Annotated in this window: 25 protein-coding genes; 22 read left to right on the top strand and 3 right to left on the bottom strand. The window is 58.5% G+C overall.

The window, feature by feature from the left end; all coding sequences use genetic code 11:
* The first annotated feature begins 3 nt into the window (after positions 1–3).
* From AACV31_RS17990 to AACV31_RS17980, 3 genes are all read left to right on the top strand, one after another.
* Positions 4–1,269 (top strand): 4-aminobutyrate--2-oxoglutarate transaminase, encoded by a 1,266-nt coding sequence (locus AACV31_RS17990; protein ID WP_165155207.1) that lies wholly within the window; start codon positions 4–6, stop codon positions 1,267–1,269.
* A 340-nt stretch (positions 1,270–1,609) separates the two neighbouring features.
* Positions 1,610–2,851 carry an aromatic amino acid transport family protein gene (locus AACV31_RS17985; protein ID WP_041924016.1) on the top strand — a complete coding sequence of 414 codons (1,242 nt, stop codon included), beginning with the start codon at positions 1,610–1,612 and terminating at the stop codon, positions 2,849–2,851.
* Positions 2,852–3,101: 250 nt separating this feature from the next.
* A complete protein-coding gene (locus AACV31_RS17980; protein ID WP_158683109.1) occupies positions 3,102–4,205 on the top strand; it encodes a branched-chain amino acid ABC transporter substrate-binding protein in 1,104 nt (367 codons plus the stop codon).
* A gap of 495 nt (positions 4,206–4,700) precedes the next feature.
* Here AACV31_RS17980 and panM read toward each other — a convergent pair whose 3' ends face one another.
* Positions 4,701–5,093 carry an aspartate 1-decarboxylase autocleavage activator PanM gene (panM, locus tag AACV31_RS17975; RefSeq protein WP_007765109.1) on the bottom strand — a complete coding sequence of 131 codons (393 nt, stop codon included), beginning with the start codon at positions 5,091–5,093 and terminating at the stop codon, positions 4,701–4,703.
* A 422-nt stretch (positions 5,094–5,515) separates the two neighbouring features.
* On the opposite strand from panM, the gene AACV31_RS17970 reads away from it, so the two are divergent.
* The 12 genes from AACV31_RS17970 to ugpQ all read left to right on the top strand — a co-directional run bounded on the left by AACV31_RS17970 (position 5,516) and on the right by ugpQ (position 15,572).
* Positions 5,516–5,761, top strand: a complete 246-nt coding sequence (locus tag AACV31_RS17970) for a hypothetical protein (RefSeq protein ID WP_165155209.1) — start codon at positions 5,516–5,518, stop codon at positions 5,759–5,761.
* A 100-nt stretch (positions 5,762–5,861) separates the two neighbouring features.
* Positions 5,862–6,788: a high-affinity branched-chain amino acid ABC transporter permease LivH gene (livH, locus tag AACV31_RS17965; RefSeq protein ID WP_054625490.1), complete on the top strand. Its 927-nt coding sequence runs from the start codon at positions 5,862–5,864 to the stop codon at positions 6,786–6,788.
* Complete coding sequence (locus AACV31_RS17960; protein WP_165155211.1) at positions 6,785–8,065, top strand: high-affinity branched-chain amino acid ABC transporter permease LivM; 1,281 nt, start codon at positions 6,785–6,787, stop codon at positions 8,063–8,065. The genes livH and AACV31_RS17960 overlap by 4 nt, the downstream gene beginning before the upstream one ends.
* A complete protein-coding gene (livG, locus tag AACV31_RS17955; RefSeq protein ID WP_004384853.1) occupies positions 8,062–8,829 on the top strand; it encodes a high-affinity branched-chain amino acid ABC transporter ATP-binding protein LivG in 768 nt (255 codons plus the stop codon). Before AACV31_RS17960 ends, livG begins: the two co-directional genes overlap by 4 nt.
* A 1-nt stretch (position 8,830) precedes the next feature.
* A complete protein-coding gene (gene livF / locus AACV31_RS17950) occupies positions 8,831–9,544 on the top strand; it encodes a high-affinity branched-chain amino acid ABC transporter ATP-binding protein LivF (protein WP_041924014.1) in 714 nt (237 codons plus the stop codon).
* Between the two features lie 142 nt (positions 9,545–9,686).
* The gene (locus AACV31_RS17945; RefSeq protein WP_007765088.1) at positions 9,687–9,908 is read left to right on the top strand and encodes a type II toxin-antitoxin system Phd/YefM family antitoxin; all 222 of its coding nucleotides are present in this window, start codon (positions 9,687–9,689) and stop codon (positions 9,906–9,908) included.
* Positions 9,908–10,276: a type II toxin-antitoxin system death-on-curing family toxin gene (locus AACV31_RS17940; RefSeq protein ID WP_105538436.1), complete on the top strand. Its 369-nt coding sequence runs from the start codon at positions 9,908–9,910 to the stop codon at positions 10,274–10,276. Before AACV31_RS17945 ends, AACV31_RS17940 begins: the two co-directional genes overlap by 1 nt.
* 170 nt (positions 10,277–10,446) lie before the next feature.
* Positions 10,447–11,766: a sn-glycerol-3-phosphate ABC transporter substrate-binding protein UgpB gene (ugpB, locus tag AACV31_RS17935; RefSeq protein ID WP_165155213.1), complete on the top strand. Its 1,320-nt coding sequence runs from the start codon at positions 10,447–10,449 to the stop codon at positions 11,764–11,766.
* A gap of 264 nt (positions 11,767–12,030) precedes the next feature.
* Positions 12,031–12,918, top strand: a complete 888-nt coding sequence (ugpA, locus tag AACV31_RS17930; RefSeq protein WP_015742791.1) for a sn-glycerol-3-phosphate ABC transporter permease UgpA — start codon at positions 12,031–12,033, stop codon at positions 12,916–12,918.
* Complete coding sequence (gene ugpE / locus AACV31_RS17925; RefSeq protein ID WP_007765070.1) at positions 12,915–13,760, top strand: sn-glycerol-3-phosphate ABC transporter permease UgpE; 846 nt, start codon at positions 12,915–12,917, stop codon at positions 13,758–13,760. Before ugpA ends, ugpE begins: the two co-directional genes overlap by 4 nt.
* Before the next feature lies 1 nt (position 13,761).
* A complete protein-coding gene (locus AACV31_RS17920) occupies positions 13,762–14,835 on the top strand; it encodes a sn-glycerol-3-phosphate import ATP-binding protein UgpC (protein ID WP_105538435.1) in 1,074 nt (357 codons plus the stop codon).
* Positions 14,832–15,572, top strand: a complete 741-nt coding sequence (ugpQ, locus tag AACV31_RS17915; protein ID WP_007765064.1) for a glycerophosphodiester phosphodiesterase — start codon at positions 14,832–14,834, stop codon at positions 15,570–15,572. Before AACV31_RS17920 ends, ugpQ begins: the two co-directional genes overlap by 4 nt.
* Here the strand turns inward: ugpQ and AACV31_RS17910 are convergent.
* Positions 15,569–16,090, bottom strand: a complete 522-nt coding sequence (locus tag AACV31_RS17910) for a DUF2756 family protein (protein ID WP_165155215.1) — start codon at positions 16,088–16,090, stop codon at positions 15,569–15,571. The genes ugpQ and AACV31_RS17910 overlap by 4 nt on opposite strands.
* Positions 16,091–16,215: 125 nt before the next feature.
* On the opposite strand from AACV31_RS17910, the gene ggt reads away from it, so the two are divergent.
* On the top strand, positions 16,216–17,976 hold the full coding sequence (ggt, locus tag AACV31_RS17905) for a gamma-glutamyltransferase (protein ID WP_007765059.1): 1,761 nt from the start codon (positions 16,216–16,218) through the stop codon (positions 17,974–17,976).
* 572 nt (positions 17,977–18,548) lie between these two features.
* Here ggt and yhhY read toward each other — a convergent pair.
* Positions 18,549–19,046: an N-acetyltransferase gene (gene yhhY / locus AACV31_RS17900; RefSeq protein WP_075197125.1), complete on the bottom strand. Its 498-nt coding sequence runs from the start codon at positions 19,044–19,046 to the stop codon at positions 18,549–18,551.
* Between the two features lie 43 nt (positions 19,047–19,089).
* Between yhhY and AACV31_RS17895 the strand changes: the two genes are divergently transcribed.
* The 6 genes from AACV31_RS17895 (at position 19,090) to gntU (ending at position 24,335) form a co-directional block, all read left to right on the top strand.
* Positions 19,090–19,317, top strand: coding sequence for a hypothetical protein (locus AACV31_RS17895; protein WP_165155008.1), 228 nt, complete (start codon positions 19,090–19,092; stop codon positions 19,315–19,317).
* Positions 19,318–19,364: 47 nt separating this feature from the next.
* On the top strand, positions 19,365–20,405 hold the full coding sequence (locus AACV31_RS17890; RefSeq protein ID WP_015742785.1) for an oxidoreductase: 1,041 nt from the start codon (positions 19,365–19,367) through the stop codon (positions 20,403–20,405).
* A gap of 121 nt (positions 20,406–20,526) precedes the next feature.
* A complete protein-coding gene (locus AACV31_RS17885) occupies positions 20,527–21,222 on the top strand; it encodes a pirin family protein (RefSeq protein WP_165155217.1) in 696 nt (231 codons plus the stop codon).
* Between the two features lie 104 nt (positions 21,223–21,326).
* A complete protein-coding gene (gntR, locus tag AACV31_RS17880) occupies positions 21,327–22,322 on the top strand; it encodes a gluconate operon transcriptional repressor GntR (RefSeq protein WP_165155219.1) in 996 nt (331 codons plus the stop codon).
* 141 nt (positions 22,323–22,463) lie between these two features.
* Positions 22,464–22,991 carry a gluconokinase gene (gntK, locus tag AACV31_RS17875; protein ID WP_007765040.1) on the top strand — a complete coding sequence of 176 codons (528 nt, stop codon included), beginning with the start codon at positions 22,464–22,466 and terminating at the stop codon, positions 22,989–22,991.
* A 3-nt stretch (positions 22,992–22,994) separates the two neighbouring features.
* Positions 22,995–24,335 (top strand): gluconate transporter, encoded by a 1,341-nt coding sequence (gntU, locus tag AACV31_RS17870; protein ID WP_161589796.1) that lies wholly within the window; start codon positions 22,995–22,997, stop codon positions 24,333–24,335.
* Positions 24,336–24,347 lie beyond the last annotated feature (12 nt).

Here is a 24,347-nt window from a genome sequence, read left to right as displayed (position 1 = left end):
CGGGTGAAAAATTCAGAATTGAACCAACGTCGTCAGAGCGCCACCCCACGCGGCGTCGGCGTCATGTGCGGCTTCTATGCCGAAAAAGCCGACAACGCCACCCTGTGGGACGTGGAAGGCAACGAGATTATCGACTTCGCGGCAGGGATCGCAGTGCTGAACACCGGCCATCGCCATCCGCGCGTGGTGGAGGCTATCGAAAATCAGCTGCGCGCCTTTACGCACACGGCTTATCAGATAGTTCCTTACGAAAGTTATGTGTCGCTTGCGGAGCGCATCAACGACTGCGCGCCGATTGACGGCCCGGCGAAAACCGCGTTCTTCACCACCGGCGCGGAAGCGGTGGAAAACGCCGTGAAAATCGCGCGTGCGTATACCCGTCGCCCCGGCTTAATCACCTTTGGCGGCGGCTTCCACGGACGCACGTTTATGACGATGGCGCTCACCGGCAAAGTGGCGCCATACAAAATCGGCTTCGGCCCGTTCCCTGGGTCTGTTTTCCACGCGCAATACCCGAACGCGCTGCACGGCGTGTCGGTGGATGACGCGATGGCGAGCCTGGAGCGTATTTTCAAAGCCGATATCGCACCGGATCAGGTGGCGGCCATCGTGCTGGAGCCGGTACAGGGCGAAGGCGGTTTCAACGTCGCGCCGCCTGCGTTTATGGAGGCCCTGCGCGCGCTGTGCGACGAGCACGGCATTCTGTTGATTGCCGATGAAGTGCAGAGCGGCTTTGCCCGCACCGGCAAATTGTTCGCGATGGAGCATTACAGCGTGAAGCCGGATCTGCTGACGATGGCGAAAAGCCTCGCGGGCGGGATGCCGCTCTCGGGCGTGGTCGGGCGTGCGGAGGTGATGGACGCGCCTGCGCCGGGCGGCCTTGGCGGCACCTACGCCGGTAACCCGCTGGCGGTCGCGGCGGCGCACGCGGTGCTGGATGTGATTGAACAGGAAAACCTGTGCCAGCGCGCGAACGAGCTGGGCCAGCATCTGCAGGAGGTGCTTAACCAGGCGCGCACCTATTGCCCGGCGATTGCCGAGGTACGCGGACAGGGCTCGATGGTGGCGGTGGAGTTTAACGATCCGCAGACCGGCAAGCCGTCGCCTGAATTTACGCAGGAGGTGCTGACGCGCGCCCGCGAAGAGGGGCTGCTGCTGCTGAGCTGCGGCGTTTACGGCAACGTTATCCGTTTCCTTTACCCGTTAACCATCCCGGATGCGCAGTTCAGCAAGGCGCTGGAGATCCTTTCGCGCGCGCTGGGGCGTTGAACCTGGGGGCTGGAACGGCGGGTGCGCACGGCTTACCCGCCCTACATAAAAGCACAGCCCCTGATGTGTAGGGTGGGTAAGCGCAGCGCACCCACCGTGTAAGGCAGACCAAGCCGTGCTACAAAACGACACAGGACTTACCCCGAGGGCGCCCGCCTTATGGTCTGGCCGCCGCGCAGCAGCGGGCCATAACGGCGCGTCTTTGGGGTGACCTGCGAAGGAGCGCGCTTCGGGAGGCTGACAGGCCCGAAGCTTAAATATCTCACTTGCTAACACAACAACACACCGTGAACACAACCGCTTCCGGTGGTGATAGCCGCCGGATATTTAAGGAAGAACTATGTCTGAAAACACGACTTCCGCCTCACTGTGGGCGTCCCGAGAGCGGGCAGCGTCATCCCCTAAATCCCTGAGCTTCGTTGAAGGCGTCGCGATGATCGTCGGCACCAACATCGGGGCAGGCGTACTCTCTATCGCCTACGCTTCCAGCAAAGCGGGCTTTATGCCGCTCCTCTTCTGGCTCGCTCTCGTCGGCGTGCTGACTACCATCACTATGCTTTATGTCGCGGAAGCGACGCTGCGCACCCGCGCGCATTTACAGCTCAGCGGCCTCGCCGGGCGTTATGTCGGGCGCATCGGCGCCTGGCTGATGTTCGCGTCGGTGTGCGTCAACAGCGTCGGCGCGCTCACCGCCTACATGACCGGCAGCGGCAAACTGCTAAGCTCGCTTATCGGCGTCTCGCCCGCCATCGGCAGCCTGATTTTCTTTATTCCGGCGGCAGGCATTCTCTGGCTCGGGCTGAAGGCTATCGGCCGCGGCGAGAAATTTATCAGTATCGGCATGGTGGTGATGATTGCCGTGCTGGTGGTCGCCACGCTTTTACATGAATCGACGCAGATGCGCTGGCTGCTTGATGGCGACTGGCGCTACATGGTGCCGGTGTTTAACGTCACCGCGTTCTGCTTCGCCGCGCAGTACATCGTGCCGGAGATGGCGCGCGGGTTTGCCGATAAACCCGAAAAGCTGCCGAAAGCGATTATCGTCGGGATGGTCATCACCTTTACGCTGCTGGCGCTGGTGCCGCTGTCGGTCATTGCGCTAAGCGGGCTCGATAATATCTCTGAAGTGGCGACCATCTCCTGGGGCCGGGCGCTCGGCGAGTGGGCGTTCTTTTCCGCTAATATTTTCGCCCTGTGCGCGATGCTCACTTCTTACTGGGGGCTTGGCGGGAGTTTTCTGACCAATATTTTCGATAAGTTCCGTCTGGGTGACGACGCGCAGCCGCTCAAGCGGCTCGGTGTGCTGGCGGTCGTGGCGCTGCCGCCGTTCGCGCTGGCTTACAGCGGGCTGGTCTCTTTTGTGAACGCGCTCTACTTTGCGGGCGTCTTCAGCGGCGTGATCCTCTCCATTATGCCTATGCTTATTTTGCGCGGCGCGCGCCGTCACGGGGAGATAACGCCCCGCTGGCAGTGTAGCTGGAGCACGCATCCGCTCATCCAGGGGCTGATTGTGCTGCTCTATATCGCCAGCGCCATTTACGCGGTGCTTTCCGCCTTCGGTTATCTGCCCGCGGGCTGGTAAAACCCGATAACCCGCCGCGTGACAGGCGCGGCGGACGTTTTTTCGCCACTTCCCACCATAATTGACGTGAAAAATAGTGATTCCAAATTCATAAAAATGGGGTATGTTTTTAGCAGAGTATGCTGCTTTTGGCCGGGCGGCAGGGCTTAAAACTAATATTAAATGCTGCGCTAATAAGCGAAGCGGAAATAAAGTAGCGAAAAACAACAACATCACAACTGCAATAACCACAAGAATGGGGAACCTCAGGATGAAAATGAAGGGCAAAGCGTTACTGGCAGGCGCAATTGCGCTGGCGATGAGCAGCATGGCGATGGCAGAAGACATCAAAATTGCCGTAGTGGGCGCCATGTCTGGCCCGGTAGCGCAATACGGCGACCAGGAGTTTACCGGCGCCGAGCAGGCGGTTGCTGACATCAACGCCAAAGGCGGCATCAAAGGCAACAAACTGGTTATCACCAAATATGACGACGCCTGCGACCCGAAACAAGCGGTGGCGGTGGCGAACAAAGTGGTGAATGACGGCGTGAAATATGTCATCGGCCACCTGTGTTCCTCTTCTACCCAGCCCGCGTCTGATATCTATGAAGACGAAGGCATTCTGATGATCACGCCTGCCGCCACGGCGCCGGAGCTGACCGCGCGCGGTTACCAGCTGATCCTGCGCACCACTGGTCTGGATTCCGATCAGGGCCCGACGGCGGCGAAATACATTCTCAGTACCGTGAAGCCGAAGCGCATCGCTATCATTCATGACAAACAGCAGTACGGCGAAGGCCTGGCCCGCGCGGTACAGGATGGCCTGAAGAAAGGCGGCGCGAACGTGGTGTTCTTTGACGGTATTACCGCGGGCGAAAAAGATTTCTCCACGCTGGTGGCGCGTCTGAAGAAAGAAAACATCGATTTTGTTTACTACGGCGGCTATCACCCGGAGATGGGGCAGATCCTGCGCCAGGCGCGCTCCGCTGGCCTGAAAACCCAGTTTATGGGCCCGGAAGGCGTAGCGAACGTGTCGCTGTCTAACATCGCGGGCGATTCCGCCGAAGGCATGTTAGTCACCAAGCCGAAGAACTACGATCAGGTCCCGGCGAACAAACCGATTGTGGACGCTATCAAGGCGAAGAAACAGGATCCGAGCGGCGCGTTCGTGTGGACCACCTACGCCGCGCTGCAGTCGCTGGCCGCAGGCCTGAACCAGAGCCAGGATCCGGCAGCTATCGCCAAATACCTGAAAGCGAACTCTGTCGATACCGTGATGGGCCCGCTCACCTGGGATTCGAAAGGCGATCTGAAAGGGTTTGAGTTCGGCGTGTTTACCTGGCATGCCAATGGTACGGCGACCGACGCCAAATAATTTCACGGGCGTCTTTCGCACTACAGCGGCGTTGGCTGCACCCTTCAACCCCGGTCACTTACTGATGTAAGCTCCCGGGGATTTCAGGGTTTGCCGCCTTGCTGTAGCACGAAAACCTTGGAGAAATAGGCTATTGCGTCCTCTGCACCACAGTGCGTAAGGTGGGTAAGCGAAACGCACCCACCTTACAGGCCACCCGGCGGGTGCGCAGGCTTACCCGCCCTACAAGGGTAGGTCGAGATGGTGAGAATGTAGGGGGGCAGGTAAGCGAAGCGCACCCACCTTACATGCCACCCGGCGGGTGCGCAGGCTTACCCGCCCTACAAGGGTAGGTTGAGGTGGTGAGAATGTAGGGGGGCAGGTAAGCGAAACGCACCCACCTTACATGCCACCCGGCGGGTGCGCGGGCTTACCCGCCCTGGAGCTGGATATTGAAGGGGTTGTAGGGCAGGTAAGCGCAGCGCACCTGCCTTTTTATCAACGGCTACGTCAGCGTCACGCCTCTAACCGCTTCACCCAGCCATCCTGCTGCGCCGCAAATCCCAGCGTCTGCATAAACGCGTTCATCACGTTGTAATCTTCCACGCCAATATCCATCACCCACCAGTCCGTCATCGACGGGTTATCGCGGATCGTCTCTTCAATCAGATAATGCCCGACGCCGCGTCGGCGCGTCACTTCGCGCACCCGCAGGGAATCCATCGCGCCTTCGGTGCCGCGCAGCGTCACGCGCACCGCGCCCAACAGCCGGTCGTTAAAGCGCGCGGCGTAAATTCGATGGTTCTCATCAAGACGTAACGATTCAGAAGGATATTCCGGCCAGATTTTCGCGAGGTCGATTTTGTCCTGTTCGCTCAGGGTATGCAGACGAAGAATGGTGAGTTTCATAACAGCCTTTCCGCCAGGGATGAATCTCTGAGTTTACCCGATTTTTTTCAGCTGCTGGACGCCCCGGCAAGATCTATTCGGTAGCTGATTAGTTTTTGTCTTATTCATTAGGTAGCTTGAAAGCGCGGGGAATGAAATTTAACCAGCACATAACGCTGAAAGGTAGCGTTTTATCTGGCTAATAATGCCGATATTTTATGCTATCCGCTGCGCTTTTTTTTGTTTATCTCGGGTATATTTCAGAATATTATCTTTGCTTAATAGACTGAAAAATAGATGTTTTAATTATAGTTTCGCCAAAAACCACTCTAACCCATTAAAGAGACAGGTAAAAGTAGCGTTGTCTATTAAATCAACAGAATATTTTTTAACCATAATAAAACTAATCAGCAACACACACATCACGAATGGGGATTCTGAGAATGAACAGCAACGCAAAGCGCTGGCTTGCGGGGATGGTTGCGCTGGCGCTATCTCAGGCAGTCAATGCGATGACAGTGAACACGGCGGCCAGGCGGGGCGTTAAAAACGCGCTGTGCGCCGCGCTAACAGGAAACCGACACGCACGCGGCGCGCATGCCGTAACCGGGCCGCTGAACTGGGATGAAAAAAGCGATCTGAAAGGATTTTTCTCTGGCGTTTTTAAGTGGCAGGCCACGGGCCGGTAATCGTTGTAATAAACGCGCCGTCGTTGCTCTGTAATAAAGCATACCCATGTTCATCCCGCCTGTCGGCACCTCGTCCGACAGGGTTTAATAAGGTTACGTTATGTCCGAGCAGTTTCTCTATTTTCTGCAGCAGATGTTTAACGGCGTCACGCTGGGCAGTACCTACGCGCTGATCGCCATCGGCTACACCATGGTTTACGGCATTATCGGCATGATCAACTTCGCCCACGGCGAGGTGTATATGATTGGCAGCTACGTGTCATTCATGATCATCGCCGCGCTGATGATGATGGGTATCGACGCCAGCTGGCTGCTGGTCGGCGCCGCGTTTATCGGCGCGATTGTCGTCTCCAGCGCCTATGGCTGGAGCATTGAGCGCGTGGCGTATCGCCCCGTGCGCAGCTCCAAACGCCTGATTGCGCTGATCTCCGCCATCGGGATGTCTATCTTCCTGCAAAACTACGTCAGCCTGACGCAGGGCTCGCGCGACGTCGCGCTTCCGAGCCTGTTTAATGGCCAGTGGACCATCGGCAGCAGCGAAAACTTCGCGGCCAGCATCACCACGATGCAGTTGGTTATCTGGGTCGTGACGTTTCTCGCGATGCTGGCGCTCACGCTGTTTATCCGTTACTCCCGCATGGGCCGCGCCTGCCGCGCCTGTGCTGAAGATCTGAAAATGGCGAGCCTGCTTGGCATCAATACCGACCGCGTTATCGCGCTGACCTTTGTGATTGGCGCGGCGATGGCGGCGGTGGCGGGCGTGCTGCTCGGCCAGTTCTACGGCGTGATTAACCCCTACATCGGCTTTATGGCCGGGATGAAAGCCTTCACCGCAGCGGTGCTTGGCGGCATCGGCAGTATTCCGGGCGCGATGATAGGCGGCCTGATCCTGGGCGTGACCGAATCGCTCTGCTCGGCTTATCTCAGCACCGAATATAAAGATGTGGTGTCGTTTGCCCTGTTAATCGGCGTTCTGCTGGTGATGCCGACCGGTATTCTGGGCCGCCCGGAGGTAGAAAAAGTATGAAACCGATGCATTTTGTGGCGGCGCTGCTGGCCGCCGCCATGTTCTGCCTGCTGGCGGGTATTTTTATGGGCGTTCAGCTGGAGCTGGACGGCACGCGTCTTGTGGTCGACACCGCCGACAGCATTCGCTGGGAGTGGATCGCCATCGGCACTGGCGTGGTCTTTTTATTCCAGCTTTTGCGCCCGCTGTTCCAGAAGGGCCTGAAAAACCTCTCCGGGCCGAAGTTTATTCTGCCGGCGATTGACGGCTCGACGGTGAAACAGAAACTGTTCCTGGTGGCGCTGCTCCTGGTCGCCGTGGCGTGGCCGTTTATGGTGTCGCGCGGGACGGTGGATATCGCCACGCTCACCATGATTTACGTGATCCTGGGCCTCGGCCTGAACGTGGTCGTCGGGCTCTCCGGTCTGCTGGTGCTGGGCTACGGCGGTTTTTACGCCATTGGCGCTTATACCTTCGCGCTGCTGAACCACTACTACGGACTGGGCTTCTGGACCTGTCTGCCGCTGGCGGGCCTGGTGTCCGCCGCCGCCGGTTTCCTGCTCGGCTTCCCGGTGCTGCGCCTGCGCGGCGACTATCTGGCGATCGTGACCTTAGGCTTTGGCGAGATTGTCCGTATTCTGCTGCTGAATAACACAGAGATCACCGGCGGCCCGAACGGCATCAGCCAGATCCCGAAACCGACCTTCTTCGGCCTGGAGTTTAGCCGCACCGCGCGCGAAGGCGGCTGGGACACCTTCAGCAACTTTTTCGGCGTGAAGTATGACCCGAGCGATCGCGTGATTTGGCTCTATCTGGTGGCGTTGCTGCTGGTGGTGTTCTCGCTGTTCGTGATTAACCGTCTGCTGCGTATGCCGCTGGGCCGCGCCTGGGAAGCGCTGCGCGAGGATGAGATCGCCTGCCGTTCGCTCGGCCTGAACCCGACGCGCATCAAGCTGACCGCGTTTACCATCAGCGCCGCGTTCGCGGGCTTCGCCGGGACGCTGTTCGCGGCGCGCCAGGGCTTTGTCAGCCCGGAGTCGTTCACTTTCGCGGAATCCGCGTTCGTGCTGGCGATTGTGGTGCTCGGCGGAATGGGCTCGCAGTTCGCTGTGATCCTGGCGGCTGTTCTGCTGGTGGTGTCGCGCGAGCTGATGCGTGATTTGAACGAATACAGCATGCTGGTGCTGGGCGGCCTGATGGTGCTGATGATGATCTGGCGCCCGCAGGGATTACTGCCGATGACGCGCCCGCAGCTGAAACTGAAAAATGGTGTGAGCAGTAAAGGAGAGCAGGCATGAGTCAGCCTTTATTATCCGTCAGCGGCCTGATGATGCGCTTTGGCGGCCTGCTTGCCGTCAATAATGTCTCTCTTGAGCTGCGCGAGCGTGAAATTGTCTCGCTGATTGGCCCGAACGGCGCCGGCAAGACCACGGTATTCAACTGCCTGACCGGCTTCTATAAACCAACCGGCGGCACCATTATGCTGCGCGACCAGCATCTCGAAGGGCTGCCGGGTCAGCAAATCGCCCGCCTGGGCGTGGTGCGTACCTTCCAGCATGTGCGTCTGTTCCGTGAAATGACGGTGATTGAAAACCTGCTGGTGGCGCAACACCAGCAGCTTAAATCGGGTCTTTTTTCCGGACTGCTGAAAACCCCGGCGTTTCGCCGCGCACACAGCGAGGCGCTCGATCGCGCCGCCACCTGGCTTGAGCGTATCAACCTGTTGCAGCACGCCAACCGCCAGGCGGGCAACCTGGCGTATGGCGACCAGCGCCGTCTGGAGATCGCCCGCTGCATGGTGACGCAGCCCGCCATTCTGATGCTCGACGAACCGGCGGCGGGCCTGAACCCGAAAGAGACCAAAGAGCTGGACGAGCTTATCGTGGAGCTGCGCAACCATCACAACACGACCATTCTGCTGATTGAGCACGACATGAAACTGGTGATGGGCATTTCAGACCGTATTTACGTGGTAAACCAGGGGACGCCGCTTGCCAACGGCACGCCGGAGCAGATCCGCAACAACCCCGACGTGATTCGCGCATACCTGGGTGAGGCATAAGATGGAAAACGTGATGTTATCTTTTGACAGGGTGAGCGCGCACTACGGCAAAATCCAGGCGCTGCATGAGGTCAGTCTGCATATCCGGCAGGGTGAAATCGTCACCCTTATCGGCGCGAACGGCGCCGGTAAAACCACGCTGCTCGGCACGCTGTGCGGCGATCCGCGCGCGAGCACCGGGAAAATCGTCTTTGACGGTAAAGACATTACCGACTGGCAGACCGCGAAAATCATGCGCGAGGCGGTGGCGATTGTGCCGGAAGGGCGCCGCGTCTTTTCCCGCATGACGGTGGAAGAGAACCTGGCGATGGGCGGCTTCTTCGCTGACCGCTCGCAGTATCAGGAACGTATTCAGCGCGTGTACGATCTCTTTCCGCGCCTGCACGAGCGCCGCATTCAGCGCGCCGGGACGATGTCCGGCGGCGAACAGCAGATGCTGGCGATTGGCCGCGCGCTGATGAGCCAGCCGCGCCTGCTGTTGCTGGATGAACCGTCGCTCGGTCTGGCGCCGATCATCATCCAGCAGATTTTCGACACCATCGAGCAGCTGCGCAAAGAGGGGATGACGATTTTCCTGGTTGAGCAGAACGCCAACCAGGCGCTGAAGCTCGCCGATCGCGGCTACGTGCTGGAGAACGGTCACGTGGTGCTGGAAGATACCGGCGAAGCGCTGCTCGCTAACGAAGCGGTGCGCAGCGCGTATCTCGGCGGTTGATTCGCCTGTACGGCCCGGCGGCGCAACGCGTGCCGGGCCACACATTGGTTTGCTTTAAGCCGGGTAAGGCGACGTCGCCGCCCGGCTTTTGTTTTATGTACGTCTTACTTGTACAATTGACTTGTACCTGAGAGGAGGGCCTATGCGCACCATGAACTATAGCGAAGCGAGACAGCAACTGGCGTCGGCACTGGAATCTGCGGCGGCCGGTACGCCGGTAACAATCACCCGCCGTGGCCACAAATCAGCGGTAATGATTAGCGCAGAAGAATTCGAGCGTTATCAGGCTGCGAAGCTGGACGCGGAATTTGCGGAAATTATGGCCGTGCATGGTCATGAGATCAGGGAGCTTGCGGATAAATAATGACGATTCACTTTATCTCAGCGGAAGAGATAGTCCGTTTCCATGACCGCCTGTTGCAAGTCACGCCTGGCGTTACGGGTATGCCAGACCCCGGGCGGGCCGAAGCGCTGATGTACCGCGTGCACAATAAATATGAGTATGAGGGCGTTAACGATATCTGGCTGCTGACGGCCATGCATTTGCTGACGATTGCGCGCGGCCATATTTTTAATGATGGCAACAAACGCACGGCGCTATTTATTACGTTGTTGTTTCTTAAGCGAAACGGGATTTCTGTCGCCGCTAACCCAGCTTTTGTCGAGATGACCGTCAACGCGGCGGCAGGGAGTCTGTCGCTGGAAGAGATCGCCGCCCAACTTCGCGTTTAATCTGCGTCACCAGACCATCACCGGCGCGTCATTTCTCTGCCGCTGTTGCGTCACTATCTTGTCACTATTCAGTTATTTTTCTGTCATACGCGCATGTCATGTTAGCTCGCGAGCATAAAACGCGTGATTTCGCGCATCTCAAACGACGCATAATCAGAGAGATAACAGACATGACAGCTTCGTTACGACGTACAGCAATTTGTGTGGCTCTGGGATGGGCGCTGAGCAGCCAGGCGATGGCCGCCACCACCATTCCATTCTGGCATTCGATGGAAGGGGAACTGGGCAAAGAGGTGAATTCGCTGGCGCAGCGGTTCAACCAGGCGCACCCGGAATACAAAATCGAGCCGGTTTATAAAGGTAACTACGAGCAGAGCCTGGCGGCCGGGATCGCCGCTTTCCGTACCGGCAATGCGCCCGCGATTTTGCAGGTCTACGAAGTAGGCACCGCCACCATGATGGCGTCCAAAGCCATCAAACCTGTGTACGAAGTGTTCAACGATGCTGGCATTACATTCGATGAGTCGCAGTTTGTGCCGACCGTGTCTGGCTATTACACCGACGCGAAAAGCGGCCATCTGCTCTCCCAGCCGTTCAACAGCTCGACGCCTGTGCTCTATTACAACAAAGACGCGTTCAAAAAAGCGGGCTTAGATCCTGAGCAGCCGCCGAAAACCTGGCAGGATCTCGCGGCCTATACCGCGAAGCTGAAAGCCTCTGGCATGAAGTGCGGCTACGCCAGCGGCTGGCAGGGCTGGATCCAGATTGAAAACTTCAGCGCCTGGCATGGCCTGCCGGTCGCCACCAAAAACAACGGCTTTGACGGCGCTGACGCGGTGCTGGAATTCAACAAGCCGGAGCAGGTGAAGCATATCGCTCTGCTTGAAGATCTGAACAAGAAAGGCGATTTCAGCTACTTCGGGCGCAAGGATGAGTCCACCGAGAAGTTCTACAACGGCGATTGCGCCATCACCACCGCCTCTTCCGGCTCACTCGCGGATATCCGCCACTACGCCAAATTCAACTACGGCGTGGGCATGATGCCCTACGACGCCGACGTGAAAGGCGCGCCGCAGAACGCCATTATCGGCGGGGCGAGCCTGTGGGTGATGCAGGGCAAAGACAAGGAGATGTACAAAGGCGTGGCGGAGTTCCTGAGCTTCCTCGCGCAGCCGGAAAATGCCGCGCAATGGCATCAGAAAACCGGTTATTTGCCTATCACCAAAGCCGCTTACGATCTGACCCGCCAGCAGGGCTTCTATGAGAAGAACCCGGGCGCGGATATCGCGACGCGTCAGATGCTGAATAAGCCGCCGTTGCCGTTCACCAAAGGGCTGCGTCTGGGCAATATGCCGCAGATCCGCACCGTGGTTGACGAAGAGCTGGAAAGCGTCTGGACCGGTAAGAAAACCCCGCAGCAGGCGCTGGATTCCGCCGTTGAGCGTGGTAATCAGCTGTTGCGCCGCTTCGAGCAGTCGACGAAATCGTAACGCTGGTAGTGGGTTGGCGTGGCGGGTGTCGTTGCTAACGGCGGGTGCGCTTCGCTTACCCGCCCTACAAAAAAGCACCAGAAATCGTACCGCTGGTAGCGGGTTGGCGTGGCGGGTGCCGTTGCTAACGGCGGGTGCGCTTCGCTTACCTGCCCTACAAAGCACCAGCGCGGCGGATGCGGCTCTGCCTTGCCCGCCCAGGATTACATTGTAGGCCGGGTAAGGCGCAGCCGCACCCGGCATTTTTCAGGAAAGCGTTTCTCTATGTCATCATCCCGTCCGGTGTTTCGTTCAGGCTGGCTGCCCTATGCGTTACTGGCGCCGCAGCTGATTATCACCGTCATCTTTTTTATCTGGCCTGCGGGCGAGGCGCTCTGGTACTCCGTACAGAGCATCGATCCGTTCGGGCTATCGAGCCAGTTTGTCGGGCTGGCGAACTTTACCCAGCTGTTGCACGACAGCTACTACCTGGATTCCTTCTGGACCACCATTAAATTCAGCACGCTGGTGACCGTCAGCGGGTTGCTGATATCGCTGTTTTTCGCCGCCCTTGTGGATTACGTGGTGCGCGGCAGCCGTTTCTATCAAACGCTAATGCTGCTGCCGTACGCCGTTGCGCCCGCTATCGCCGCCGTACTGTGGATTTTCCTCTTTAACCCCGGACGCGGGCTTATCACTCATGTGCTGGAGCAGATGGGTTACTACTGGAACCACTCGCAAAACAGCGGCCAGGCGATGTTTCTGGTGGTGTTCGCCTCAGTCTGGAAGCAAATCAGCTACAACTTTCTGTTCTTCTTCGCCGCGTTGCAGTCGATCCCGCGCTCGCTGGTCGAGGCGGCCGCCATCGACGGCGCAGGCCCGGTGCGCCGCTTCTTTAAGCTGTCGCTGCCGCTTATCGCGCCGGTGAGCTTTTTCCTGCTGGTGGTGAACCTGGTCTACGCCTTTTTCGATACCTTCCCGGTCATCGACGCCGCTACCGCGGGCGGGCCGGTGCAGGCCACCACCACGCTGATTTACAAGATTTACCGCGAAGGGTTCGCCGGGCTGGATCTCTCCACCTCCGCCGCGCAGTCGGTGGTGCTGATGGTGCTGGTGATTATTCTCACCGTGGTGCAGTTCCGCTATGTGGAAAGTAAGGTGCGTTACCAATGATTGAAAACCGCCCTGGGCTGACGATTTTCAGCCATACCATTTTGATTCTTGGCATCGCCGCGATTCTCTTTCCGCTCTACGTGGCGTTTGTCGCGGCGACGCTCGATAACCAGGCCGTGTTCGCCACGCCGATGACGCTGATCCCCGGCACGCACCTGTGGGAAAACCTGAAGGATATCTGGGTGAACGGCGTCGGGGCCAACAGCGCGCCGTTCTGGCTGATGCTGCTTAACAGTTTCATCATGGCGTTCAGCATTACCGTCGGGAAAATCGCGGTGTCGATGCTCTCGGCGTTCGCCATCGTCTGGTTTCGCTTCCCGCTGCGTAACCTCTTCTTCTGGATGATTTTTATTACGCTGATGCTGCCGGTGGAAGTGCGCATTTTCCCGACGGTGGAGGTGATAGCCAACCTGAAGATGATGGACAGCTACACCGGCCTCACGCTGCCGCTGATGGCGTCCGCGACCGCCACCTTTCTTTTCCGCCAGTTCTTTATGACGCTGCCTGACGAGCTGATGGAAGCGGCGCGCATTGACGGCGCTTCGCCGATGCGATTTTTCCGCGACATCGTGCTGCCGCTTTCCAAAACCAACCTCGCGGCGCTGTTCGTCATTACGTTTATCTACGGCTGGAACCAGTATCTCTGGCCGCTGCTGATTGTCAGCGATCCGTCGCTCGGCACGGCGGTGGCGGGCATTAAAGGCATGATTTCGGTGGGCGAGGGCAGCACGCAGTGGAACCAAGTGATGGCGGCGATGCTGCTGACGCTTATCCCGCCGGTGGTGATTGTTTTAGTGATGCAGCGCGCGTTTGTTCGCGGGCTGGTGGATAGCGAGAAATAAGATGGCAGGACTCAAATTACAGGCAGTCACCAAAAGCTGGGACAACGGCAAAACGCAGGTCATTCAGCCGCTGACGGTGGACGTCGCGGATGGCGAATTTATCGTGATGGTCGGCCCGTCCGGCTGCGGTAAATCGACGTTGCTGCGTATGGTGGCCGGGCTTGAGCGCGTGAGTAGCGGCGATATCTGGATAGACCGCCAGCGCGTCACCGAGATGGAGCCGAAAGAGCGCGGCATCGCCATGGTGTTCCAGAATTACGCGCTCTACCCGCATATGAATGTCGAAGAGAACATGGCCTGGGGCCTGAAAATTCGCGGGATGGGTAAAGCGCATATCGCCGAGCGCGTCAAAGAAGCGGCGCGCATTCTGGAGCTGGATGGGCTGTTAAAACGCCGCCCGCGCGAGCTCTCCGGCGGCCAGCGCCAGCGCGTGGCGATGGGCCGCGCGATTGTACGCGATCCGGCGGTATTCCTCTTCGATGAACCGCTTTCAAACCTCGACGCTAAGCTGCGCGTGCAGATGCGCCTTGAGCTGCAACAGTTGCACCGTCGCCTGCGCACCACGTCGCTGTATGTAACGCACGATCAGGTCGAGGCGATGACGCTCGCCCAGCGCGTGATGGTGATGAATAAAGGTGTGGCGGAGCAGATAGGCACGCCGGTGGAAGTCTACGAAAAGCCCGCCAGCCGCTTTGTGGCGAGCTTTATCGGCAGCCCGGCGATGAACCTGCTGGAAGGGCGGGTGAATACCGAAGGCACCCATTTTGACGTCGACGGCGGGCTTTCCCTGCCGCTCGGGCGGCTGCATAAAACGCTCGCCGGGCGCAAGGTGACGCTGGGTATCCGCCCGGAACATATTGCGCTAAGCTCACAGGCCGCAGGCGGCGTGCCGTTGCCGCTCAATACGCTGGAGATGCTGGGCGCGGATAATCTCGCGCATGGCCGCTGGGGCAGCCAGAAAGTGGTGGCGCGCCTGGCGCATCAGGAGCGTCCGCAGCCGGGCAGCCAGCTGTGGCTGCACCTGCCGGAAAATCATCTGCACTTTTTTGATGGTGAAACAGGACAACGTTTATGAGCAACTGGCCATATCCTCCCATCGTCGCCCACCGCGGCGGCGGCCGACTGGCGCCGGAAAACACCCTGGCGGCGATTGAAACCGGCGCGCGCCTGGGCCACGCCATGATTGAGTTTGACGTGAAGCTCTCGAAAGACGGCCAGATTTTCCTGCTGCATGACGACACGCTGGAGCGCACCAGCAACGGCTGGGGCGTGGCGGGCGAGCTGAACTGGGATGCGCTGCTGAAAGTGGACGCCGGCAGCTGGTTCAGCGGCGCATTTAAAGGCGAGAGGCTGGCGCTGATGAGCGACGTGGCGCAGCGCTGCCGCGAGCATCATATGATGGCGAATATTGAGATCAAACCGACGACCGGCGCGGATGCCGAAACCGGACGCGTAGTGGCGCTGGCCGCGCGCGCGCTCTGGGAAGGCATGACCGCGCCGCTGCTCTCGTCGTTCTCCATCGAGGCGCTGGAGGCGGCGCAACAGGCCGCGCCGGAGCTGCCGCGCGGGTTGCTGCTGGATGAGTGGCGCGACGACTGGCAGGCGCTGACCACGCGTCTCGGCTGCGTGTCTATTCATCTGAACCATAAGCTGCTGGATCAGGCGCGCGTCGCGCAACTGAAAGACGCTGGTCTGCGTATTCTGGTCTATACCGTGAATTCGCCCCGGCGCGCGCTGGAGCTGCTCGCCTGGGGCGTGGACTGCATCTGCACTGATGCGATTGACGAGATCGGGCCGGATTTTCGCGCTTAAGGCGTGACGGCGCTCTGCGTATTCAGCGTGGTGCCGCTTTGCCGCAGCATATCGCCGTTCTGACGCGGCTCAATCATGTGCGTCTGCGACGTACTGTTCAGCGTCGCGCCGTTGCTGTTGAGCATATGCTGCGTGCTGCCGCTACTGCTATTCAGCGTCGCGCCATTGCTGTTGAGCATGTGCTGTGAGCTGCCGCTACTGCTATTCAGCATGCCGCCGTTGGTGTTCGGCAGCACCTGTTCCCGCTGCGGGTTTAGGTTCCCCGGCTGGTTCTGCTGAATACGCTCAACGTTATTATTCATCTGAGTTTGCAACTGCTGCTGTTGCAGGCGGCTTTGCGTCTGGATCTGCTGATTAAGCATCCCTTTTTGCTGAATCTGCTGGCTTTGCATTTGCGTCTGCAAGCGCTGCTGGCTGGGGTTCACATACCCCGGCTGGTTAGGGTTGTTGATGACGTTAATCGGTTCGGCAAGCGCCGCCAGCGGAAGCGCCGCGGCAATCAGTAAATAGCGTTTCATGGTGTTTCCCTCCCCTGTGGAAGATCTTTTCAGTTTACCTCCTCTGTGACAGCACGATGATCTTTTAAGAGTTGTGAACCAGACTTATTCCGGGAAGCGTCCCGGATAATAAGCGGAGAACAATAATGATGATGCAGTGGAAAACCGTACGCCAGAGCGTGATAGCGGCGCTGGCGGTCACCTGTAGTTTTATGGCGGGGGCCGCGCCACCGCCTGTCGCAGCGCCTGCGCCCGTCTCTTATGGCGTGGAAGAAGATGTCTTTCATCCGGTGCGTGCCGAACACGGCATGGTGGCCTCGGTGGACGCCGCGGCGACGCAGGTGGGCGTCGATGTGCTAAAGCAGGGCGGTAACGCGGTGGATGCGGCGGTCGCGGTGGGGTTCGCCCTGGCGGTAACGCATCCGCAGGCCGGTAATCTCGGCGGCGGCGGCTTTATGATGCTGCGCACCAAAGACGGCAACGTCACGGCGATCGATTTCCGCGAAATGGCGCCGGAGAAAGCCACGCGCGATATGTTCCTCGACGCGCAGGGCAACGCCGACAGCAAAAAATCGCTCACCTCGCATCTCGCCTCCGGCACGCCGGGCAGCGTCGCGGGCTTCACGCTGGCGCTGCAAAAATATGGCACGATGCCGCTCGATAAAGTTATTCAGCCCGCCATTACACTTGCGCGCGACGGGTTTACGGTCAATGACGCGCTGGCCATCGATTTAAAAACCTACGGCGTGGAGACGCTCCCGAATCACCCGACCAGCAAGGCGATTTTCTGGAAACAGGACGGTAATCCGTATCAGAAGGGCGACAAGCTGGTGCAGGCGAATCTTGCAAAGAGCCTTGAGCTTATCGCCAAAGATGGCCCCGACGCCTTCTATAAAGGCCCGATTGCCGACCAGATAGCCGACGAGATGGCGAAAAACGGCGGTCTTATCACCAAAGCCGATCTGGCGAATTACAAAGCGGTGGAGCGCACGCCTGTGAGCGGCGACTACCGTGGTTATCAGGTCTATTCGATGCCGCCGCCGTCGTCGGGCGGGATCCACATCGTGCAGATCCTGAATATCCTTGAAAATTTCGACCTGCATAAATATGGCTTTGGCAGCGCCGACGCGATGCAGATCATGGCCGAGGCGGAAAAATACGCCTACGCCGACCGCTCGGAGTATCTGGGAGACCCGGATTTCGTGAAGGTGCCGTGGCAGGCGCTGACCAGCAAGGCCTACGCGAAATCGCTGGCGCAGCAGATCGATGTGAATAAGGCGCGTCCGTCGAAAGAGATTAAACCGGGCAATCTCGCGCCTTATGAGAGCAACCAGACCACGCATTTTTCTGTCGTCGATAAAGACGGCAATGCGGTGGCGGTGACCTATACGCTTAACACCACCTTCGGCAGCGGCATTGTGGCGGGCGATACCGGCATTCTGATGAATAACCAGATGGACGATTTCTCCGCCAAGCCGGGGACGCCGAACGTTTATGGCCTGGTGGGCGGCGATGCGAACGCAGTGGGGCCGAAGAAACGCCCGCTGTCGTCGATGTCGCCGACGATTGTCGTGAAGGATGGCAAGACGTGGCTGGTGACCGGCAGCCCGGGCGGTAGCCGCATTATCACCACCGTATTGCAGATGGTGGTGAATACGATTGATTACGGCATGAACGTGGCGGAAGCCACCAACGCGCCGCGATTCCATCACCAGTGGCTGCCGGATGAGCTGCGGGTGGAGAAGGGTTTTAGCCCGGATACGCTGAAGCTGCTGCGTGAGAAAGGACAGAACGTGGCGGTGAAAGAGGCGATGGGCAGCACCCAGAGCATTATGATTGGCCCGGACGGGGCGCTTTACGGCGCGTCCGACCCGCGCAGCGTCGATGATTTAACGGCGGGGTATTAATGTAGCGTCCGCCGCGTCATGACCAGAAAGGGTCGCGCAATGTAAATGGTGGGTGCGCTGCGCTTACCCACCCTACGAATTGAAACATCCAATTGTATGTTGTTTGTAGGGCGGGGAAGCCACGCGCACCCGCCGTGTGGCGCAGTTTATACATCTCAGTGTTTGTTGTTTGTAGGGCGGGTAAGCCACGCGCACCCGCCGTGTCGCGCAGTTTACACATCCCAGCGTTTGTTGTTTGTAGTGCGGGTAAGCCACGCGCACCCGCCATGCCGCGCAATTTACACGTCCCAGTGTTTGTTGTTTGTAGGGCGGGTAAGCCACGCGCACCCGCCGTGTCGCGCAGTTTATACATCCCAGCGTTTGTTGTTTGTAGGGCGGGTAAGCCACGCGCACCCGCCGTGTCGCGCAATTTACACGTCCCAGTGTTTGTTGTTTGTAGGGTGGGTAAGCGTAGCGCACCCGCCATGCCGCGCAGTTTATACATCTCAGTGTTTGCTGTTTGTAGGGCGGGTAAGCCACGCGCAACCGCCGTGTCGCGCAGTTTATACATCCCAGAAACGGCGGTGGAACTATCAACCCGCCTTTACCCGCGCCATAAAATACGCGTCGACGTACTCGCCGTTACGCAGGCCGTAACGCTTGCCGGTGCCTTCCGTCTCAAACCCGAACTTGCGGTACACCGCCAGCGCAGGCGCATTATCGACAAACACCGTCAGCTCGATCCGCTCGATGCGCAGCCAGTTATCACACAGGTTTACCATTTCACCCATCAGCGCCGACGCCACGCCGCGGTTGCGCCAGTCGGGGTGAACGCTCATCCCGAACGTAGCCACATGGCTGCGGCGGGGATTTTGCTCCACCGTTAAGGCCAGATGCCCGACGACCTCGCCATCAATACACGCGACCAGCTGACGACGCCCCGGCTGCGGCGCGCCGAGCCGGTCTCGCCACATCGCGAGCGACGGATGCGGAATTTGCAGCGTGTTGTGGATGATTTCCGGCATCGTGTGGATCTGCTGCAACGCCTGCGCGTCTTCCGCTTCCGCATGTCTTACAACTATCTCATTCATGGCGCGCTCCCGCTGTGGTCGGAGAATGTAAAGGCGAGGGCGCATGGCTTACCCGCCCGGGAAAAGAAAATCCCTTTCAACATCAATGGTTTTTTCCTGCCGGTCAATTCCCAAATTTTTTTCAAAAAAGTCTGGACACATGCGAATGATAATGATTATTATTGTCATGCGTTCAGGGGGAACCCCAACGGATCATCCTGAAAGCACGACATTGCTCACATTGCTTCCAGTATTTCTTAGCCAGCCGGGTGCTGGCTTTTTTTTTGCCTGATGATCTATGGTTAACACAATGGGTTAACTCGCGATAAGGATTGGGCAATGACGATTAACTGCGCTTTTATTGGGTTTGGCAAAAGCACCACCCGCTACCATCTTCCCTACGTTTTACACCGCAAAGAGACGTTTCACGTCGCGCATATCTTCCGTCGCCACCCCAAACCGGAGCTGGAAAGCCACCCGCGTTATCAGCACATTCACTTTACGAGCGATCTGGATGACATCCTGAATGACGCCTCGGTGAAACTGGTGGTGATCTGTACGCATGCCGACAGCCACTTCGAGTATGCGAAACGCGCGCTGGAAGCCGGGAAAAACGTGCTGGTGGAAAAACCGTTCACGACAAGCGTCGCAGAGGCGCGCCTGCTCCAGGATCTGGCGAGGAGCAAGGGGCTTGTGGTCACGCCATATCAGAACCGCCGCTTTGATTCGTGTTTTCTTACCGCACGTAAGGTCATTGAGAGCGGCAAGCTTGGCGAGATTGTCGAAATCGAAAGCCATTTCGACTACTACCGACCCGAGGCGGAAACCAAACCGGGCCTGCCGGAAGACGGCATGTTTTTCGGGCTCGGCGTGCATACGATGGATCAGATCATTTCACTGTTTGGCCGCCCCGATCACGTCAGCTATGACATCCGCAGCCTGCGTAATAAAGCCAACCCGGATGACACCTTCGAGGCGCAGCTCTTTTATGGCGATCTGAAAGCTATCGTGAAGACCAGCCATTACGTCAAAATCGACTACCCGAAATTCATCGTCCACGGCAAAAAAGGCTCATTTATCAAATATGGCATCGACCAGCAGGAAACCAGCCTGAAGGCCGGGATTATGCCAGGCGAGCCAGGCTTTGCGGCGGATGACAGCATCGGGCGTCTGGAGTATGTCAACGAGCGCGGCGAAACGGTGCGTGAAGAGATCAAACCGGAAGAGGGCGACTATGGCCGCGTCTATGACGCGCTCTATGACACCCTCGTCAATGGCGCGCCAAATTATGTCAGGGAATCTGATGTGCTTACCAACCTGGAGATCCTCGAACGCGGCTTCGAGCAGGCGTCTCCCGCCACGGTAACCCTTGCGAAATAAGGGCTACCGGCTCCTCTGTTCTTATTCACAAAATTTGAACAGAGGAGTCAATTTTCACCCTCTATGATCGCGAACGTAACAGGTCCACACTTACCCCATCAAATCGCTAAGGGGGTACACGATGATCTATTTACGCAAAGCAAACGACCGCGGTCATGCGAATCACGGCTGGCTGGATTCCTGGCACACCTTCTCGTTCGCTAATTACTACGACCCGAATTTCATGGGTTTTTCCGCCCTGCGGGTGATTAACGACGACGTTATCGACGCAGGCAAGGGTTTCGGTACCCACCCGCATAAAGACATGGAAATTCTGACTTACGTGCTCGAAGGCGCGGTTGAGCATCAGGACAGCATGGGCAATAAAGAGCAGGTGCCTGCCGGCGAGTTCCAGATAATGAGCGCGGGGACCGGCGTGCGCCACTCCGAGTACAACCCGAGCGCCACCGAGCGTCTGCGTCTGTACCAGATCTGGATTATGCCGTCTGAAAATGGCATTGAGCCGCGCTACGAGCAGCGCCGCTTCGACGCCGCCCAGGGCCGCCAGCTAGTGCTGTCCCCGGATGCCCGCGACGGCTCGCTGAAAGTGCATCAGGATATGGAGCTGTCGCGCTGGGCGCTGCTGAATGACGAAGACGGGCAGTACGTGCCTGCCGATGGCCGCCGCGTCTGGATCCAGGTGGTGAAGGGCGAAGTGACCATCAACGGCACCCGCGCGACCACCAGCGATGGCCTGGCTATCTGGGACGAAGCCACCCTTGCCATCCACGCCGACAGCGACAGCGAAATCCTGTTGTTCGATCTGCCGCCGGTCTGATAAATCTTTAACCTCACTCGCAACCTTCCTCTAAACAGGGGAAGGTTGTTGCACGTCCGTGATAAACTGGTTATTACCCATGATCTTATCCCCCCTTCAGGACGATGAAAAAGAGAAGACCGGTACTCCAGGATGTGGCCGATCGCGTCGGCGTGACCAAAATGACCATCAGCCGCTACCTGCGCAACCCCGAGCAAGTCTCGCTGGCGCTGCGCAGCAAAATCGCGGCGGCGCTGGATGAGCTTGGCTACATTCCCAACCGCGCGCCGGATATTCTCTCCAACGCGACCAGCCGCGCCATCGGCGTGCTGCTGCCCTCCCTGACCAACCAGGTTTTCGCTGAAGTCTTACGCGGCATCGAAAGCGTCATCGACGCGCACGGCTACCAGACTATGCTGGCCCACTACGGCTATAAGCCGGAGCTGGAAGAGGAGCGCCTGGAGTCGATGCTCTCCTGGAATATCGACGGCCTGATTTTAACCGAGCGCAACCACACGCCGCGCACCCTCAAAATGATTGAAGTGGCGGGCATTCCGGTGGTGGAGCTAATGGACAGCATCTCGCCGTGTCTGGATATCGCCGTGGGGTTTGATAACTTTGACGCCGCCCGCCAGATGACGGCGGCTATCATCGCCCGCGGTCATCGGCACGTAGCGTATCTTGGCGCGCGCCTCGATGAGCGCACCATCATGAAACAGAAAGGCTACGAGCAGGCGATGCTCGACGCTGGCCTGACGCCCTACAGCGTGATGGTCGAACACTCTTCGTCTTTCTCGACCGGCAGCGAACTGCTGCGCCAGGCGCGCCGGGAGTATCCGCAGCTCGACAGTATCTTCTGCACCAATGACGATCTCGCGATCGGCGCCGCGTTCGAGTGCCAGCGTCTGGGCCTGCGTATTCCTGACGATATGGCGATTGCCGGTTTTCACGGCCACGATATCGGCCAGGTGATGGAGCCGCAGCTCGCCAGCGTGCTCACGCCGCGCGAACGTATGGGACGCATCGGCGCGGAGCGTCTGCTGGCGCGTATCCGCGGCGAAACGGTCACCCCGCAAATGCTCGATCTCGGTTTTACGCTCTCGCCAGGCGGTTCAATTTAATCCCACAAATTTGAACTGGCTCACATTTATTCATGCTGAGAGCCTGCGGAAATTGCTAATTTTCAGTGTGAGCCAGACAATGTTACCGTTAACAGTTACCCGTAACATTATCCGTAATGCCTTTGCCAGGGGAGTACTGCAATGAGCACGACCAATCATGATCACCATATTTATATCCTGATGGGCGTTTCCGGCAGCGGGAAATCCGTTGTCGCCAGCGAAGTCGCGCACCGTCTGAAAGCCGCGTTTCTTGATGGCGACTTTCTGCATCCGCGCCGCAACATCATGAAAATGGCGGCGGGCGATCCGCTGAACGATGACGATCGCACGCCGTGGTTGCAGGCGCTCAACGACGCCGCTTTCGCCATGCAGCGCACCAACAAAGTATCGCTCATCGTCTGCTCGGCGCTGAAAAAACGCTATCGCGACATCCTGCGCAGCGGCAACCCGAACCTCTCTTTCATCTGGCTGAAAGGCGATTTTGAAGTGATCGAGAACCGCCTGCGCGCGCGTAAAGGGCACTTCTTCAAGCCGCAAATGCTGGTCACCCAGTTCGAGGCGCTGGAAGCCCCGCAGGAAGATGAAAAAGATGTGCTGTTTGTGGATATCAACCAGTCGCTCGACGGCGTTATCGACAGCACCATCGCGCTTATCAACAAAGGCGAGTAAGCCGTGAATACATTAACCCTCGTTTTAACGGCAGTAGGGTCCGTTTTACTTCTGTTGTTCCTGGTGATGAAGGCGCGTATGCACGCCTTTGTCGCGCTGATGGTCGTTTCCATTGGCGCCGGGCTTTTCTCCGGCATGCCGCTCGATAAAATCGCGTCCACTATGGAAAAGGGTATGGGCGGCACGCTCGGCTTTCTGGCGGTGGTCGTGGCGCTGGGCGCGATGTTCGGCAAAATCCTGCATGAGACCGGCGCGGTCGATCAGATTGCGGTCAAGATGCTGAAATCCTTCGGCCACAGCCGCGCGCACTACGCTATTGGCCTGGCGGGCCTGATTTGCGCGCTGCCGCTGTTTTTCGAAGTGGCGATTGTGCTGCTGATTAGCGTCGCGTTTTCGATGGCGCGCCACACCGGCACCAATCTCGTGAAGCTTGTGATCCCGCTGTTTGCGGGCGTCGCGGCCGCCGCGGCGTTTCTGTTGCCGGGGCCTGCGCCGATGCTGCTGGCCTCCCAGATGCACGCCGATTTTGGCTGGATGATTTTAATCGGCCTGTGCGCCGCTATCCCTGGCATGCTGGTGGCGGGGCCGCTTTTCGGTAACTTCATCAGCCGCCATGTCGAGCTGTACACGCCTGACGATATCAGCGAACCGCACCTCGGCGAAGGCAAACTGCCGTCCTTCGGTTTCAGCCTCTCGCTCATTCTGCTGCCGCTGGTGCTGGTGGGTCTGAAAACCATCGCGGCGCGTTTTACCGAGCCAGGCTCGACGCTCTATGAATGGCTGCAGTTTATCGGCCATCCGTTTACCGCGATCCTGGTCGCCTGTCTGGTGGCGATCTATGGCCTGGCGCGGCGTCAGGGGATGGAAAAAGAGAAAGTCATGGCGATTTGCGGCCAGGCGCTGCAACCGGCGGGCATTATTCTGCTGGTGATTGGCGCAGGCGGCGTGTTTAAGCAGGTGCTGGTGGATTCCGGCGTCGGACCGGCGCTCGGCGGCGCGCTGACCGGCATGGGTCTGCCGATTGCCTTGACCTGCTTTGTGCTGGCCGCCGCGGTGCGCATTATTCAGGGCTCCGCGACCGTCGCCTGCCTGACTGCGGTTGGGCTGGTGATGCCGGTTATCGATCAGCTGCATTTCTCCGGCGCGCAGCTTGCCGCGCTGTCGATCTGCATCGCGGGCGGCTCGATTGTGGTAAGCCACGTCAACGACGCCGGTTTCTGGCTGTTTGGTAAATTCACCGGCGCTACCGAAGCGCAAACCCTCAAAACCTGGACGATGATGGAAACGCTGCTCGGCACCACCGGCGCGATTGTCGGGATGATTGCGTTTACGCTGCTTTCCTGAATCCCCAACACA

The organism is Cronobacter sp. EKM101R (assembly GCF_963888145.1).
GTDB lineage: Bacteria > Pseudomonadota > Gammaproteobacteria > Enterobacterales > Enterobacteriaceae > Cronobacter > Cronobacter turicensis.
The sequence above is the reverse complement of the archived record's forward strand: the minus strand, read 5'-3'. Positions and strand labels throughout refer to the sequence as shown.

Bases quoted from the DNA above. Each gene is read 5' to 3' on its own strand.
- AACV31_RS17895 (WP_165155008.1), top strand. From the start codon at position 19,090: ATGGCTTACCCGCCCGGGAAAAGAAAATCCCTTTCAACATCAATGGTT.
- panM (WP_007765109.1), bottom strand. From the start codon at position 5,093: ATGAAACTCACCATTCTTCGTCTGCATACCCTGAGCGAACAGGACAAA.
- AACV31_RS17940 (WP_105538436.1), top strand. From the start codon at position 9,908: ATGACGATTCACTTTATCTCAGCGGAAGAGATAGTCCGTTTCCATGAC.
- ggt (WP_007765059.1), top strand. From the start codon at position 16,216: ATGATGATGCAGTGGAAAACCGTACGCCAGAGCGTGATAGCGGCGCTG.
- AACV31_RS17980 (WP_158683109.1), top strand. From the start codon at position 3,102: ATGAAAATGAAGGGCAAAGCGTTACTGGCAGGCGCAATTGCGCTGGCG.
- ugpA (WP_015742791.1), top strand. From the start codon at position 12,031: ATGTCATCATCCCGTCCGGTGTTTCGTTCAGGCTGGCTGCCCTATGCG.
- AACV31_RS17890 (WP_015742785.1), top strand. From the start codon at position 19,365: ATGACGATTAACTGCGCTTTTATTGGGTTTGGCAAAAGCACCACCCGC.
- AACV31_RS17970 (WP_165155209.1), top strand. From the start codon at position 5,516: ATGAACAGCAACGCAAAGCGCTGGCTTGCGGGGATGGTTGCGCTGGCG.
- livH (WP_054625490.1), top strand. From the start codon at position 5,862: ATGTCCGAGCAGTTTCTCTATTTTCTGCAGCAGATGTTTAACGGCGTC.
- livF (WP_041924014.1), top strand. From the start codon at position 8,831: ATGGAAAACGTGATGTTATCTTTTGACAGGGTGAGCGCGCACTACGGC.
- ugpB (WP_165155213.1), top strand. From the start codon at position 10,447: ATGACAGCTTCGTTACGACGTACAGCAATTTGTGTGGCTCTGGGATGG.
- AACV31_RS17910 (WP_165155215.1), bottom strand. From the start codon at position 16,090: ATGAAACGCTATTTACTGATTGCCGCGGCGCTTCCGCTGGCGGCGCTT.
- AACV31_RS17885 (WP_165155217.1), top strand. From the start codon at position 20,527: ATGATCTATTTACGCAAAGCAAACGACCGCGGTCATGCGAATCACGGC.
- ugpQ (WP_007765064.1), top strand. From the start codon at position 14,832: ATGAGCAACTGGCCATATCCTCCCATCGTCGCCCACCGCGGCGGCGGC.
- livG (WP_004384853.1), top strand. From the start codon at position 8,062: ATGAGTCAGCCTTTATTATCCGTCAGCGGCCTGATGATGCGCTTTGGC.
- yhhY (WP_075197125.1), bottom strand. From the start codon at position 19,046: ATGAATGAGATAGTTGTAAGACATGCGGAAGCGGAAGACGCGCAGGCG.
- AACV31_RS17985 (WP_041924016.1), top strand. From the start codon at position 1,610: ATGTCTGAAAACACGACTTCCGCCTCACTGTGGGCGTCCCGAGAGCGG.
- gntK (WP_007765040.1), top strand. From the start codon at position 22,464: ATGAGCACGACCAATCATGATCACCATATTTATATCCTGATGGGCGTT.
- gntR (WP_165155219.1), top strand. From the start codon at position 21,327: ATGAAAAAGAGAAGACCGGTACTCCAGGATGTGGCCGATCGCGTCGGC.
- ugpE (WP_007765070.1), top strand. From the start codon at position 12,915: ATGATTGAAAACCGCCCTGGGCTGACGATTTTCAGCCATACCATTTTG.
- AACV31_RS17945 (WP_007765088.1), top strand. From the start codon at position 9,687: ATGCGCACCATGAACTATAGCGAAGCGAGACAGCAACTGGCGTCGGCA.
- AACV31_RS17960 (WP_165155211.1), top strand. From the start codon at position 6,785: ATGAAACCGATGCATTTTGTGGCGGCGCTGCTGGCCGCCGCCATGTTC.
- AACV31_RS17920 (WP_105538435.1), top strand. From the start codon at position 13,762: ATGGCAGGACTCAAATTACAGGCAGTCACCAAAAGCTGGGACAACGGC.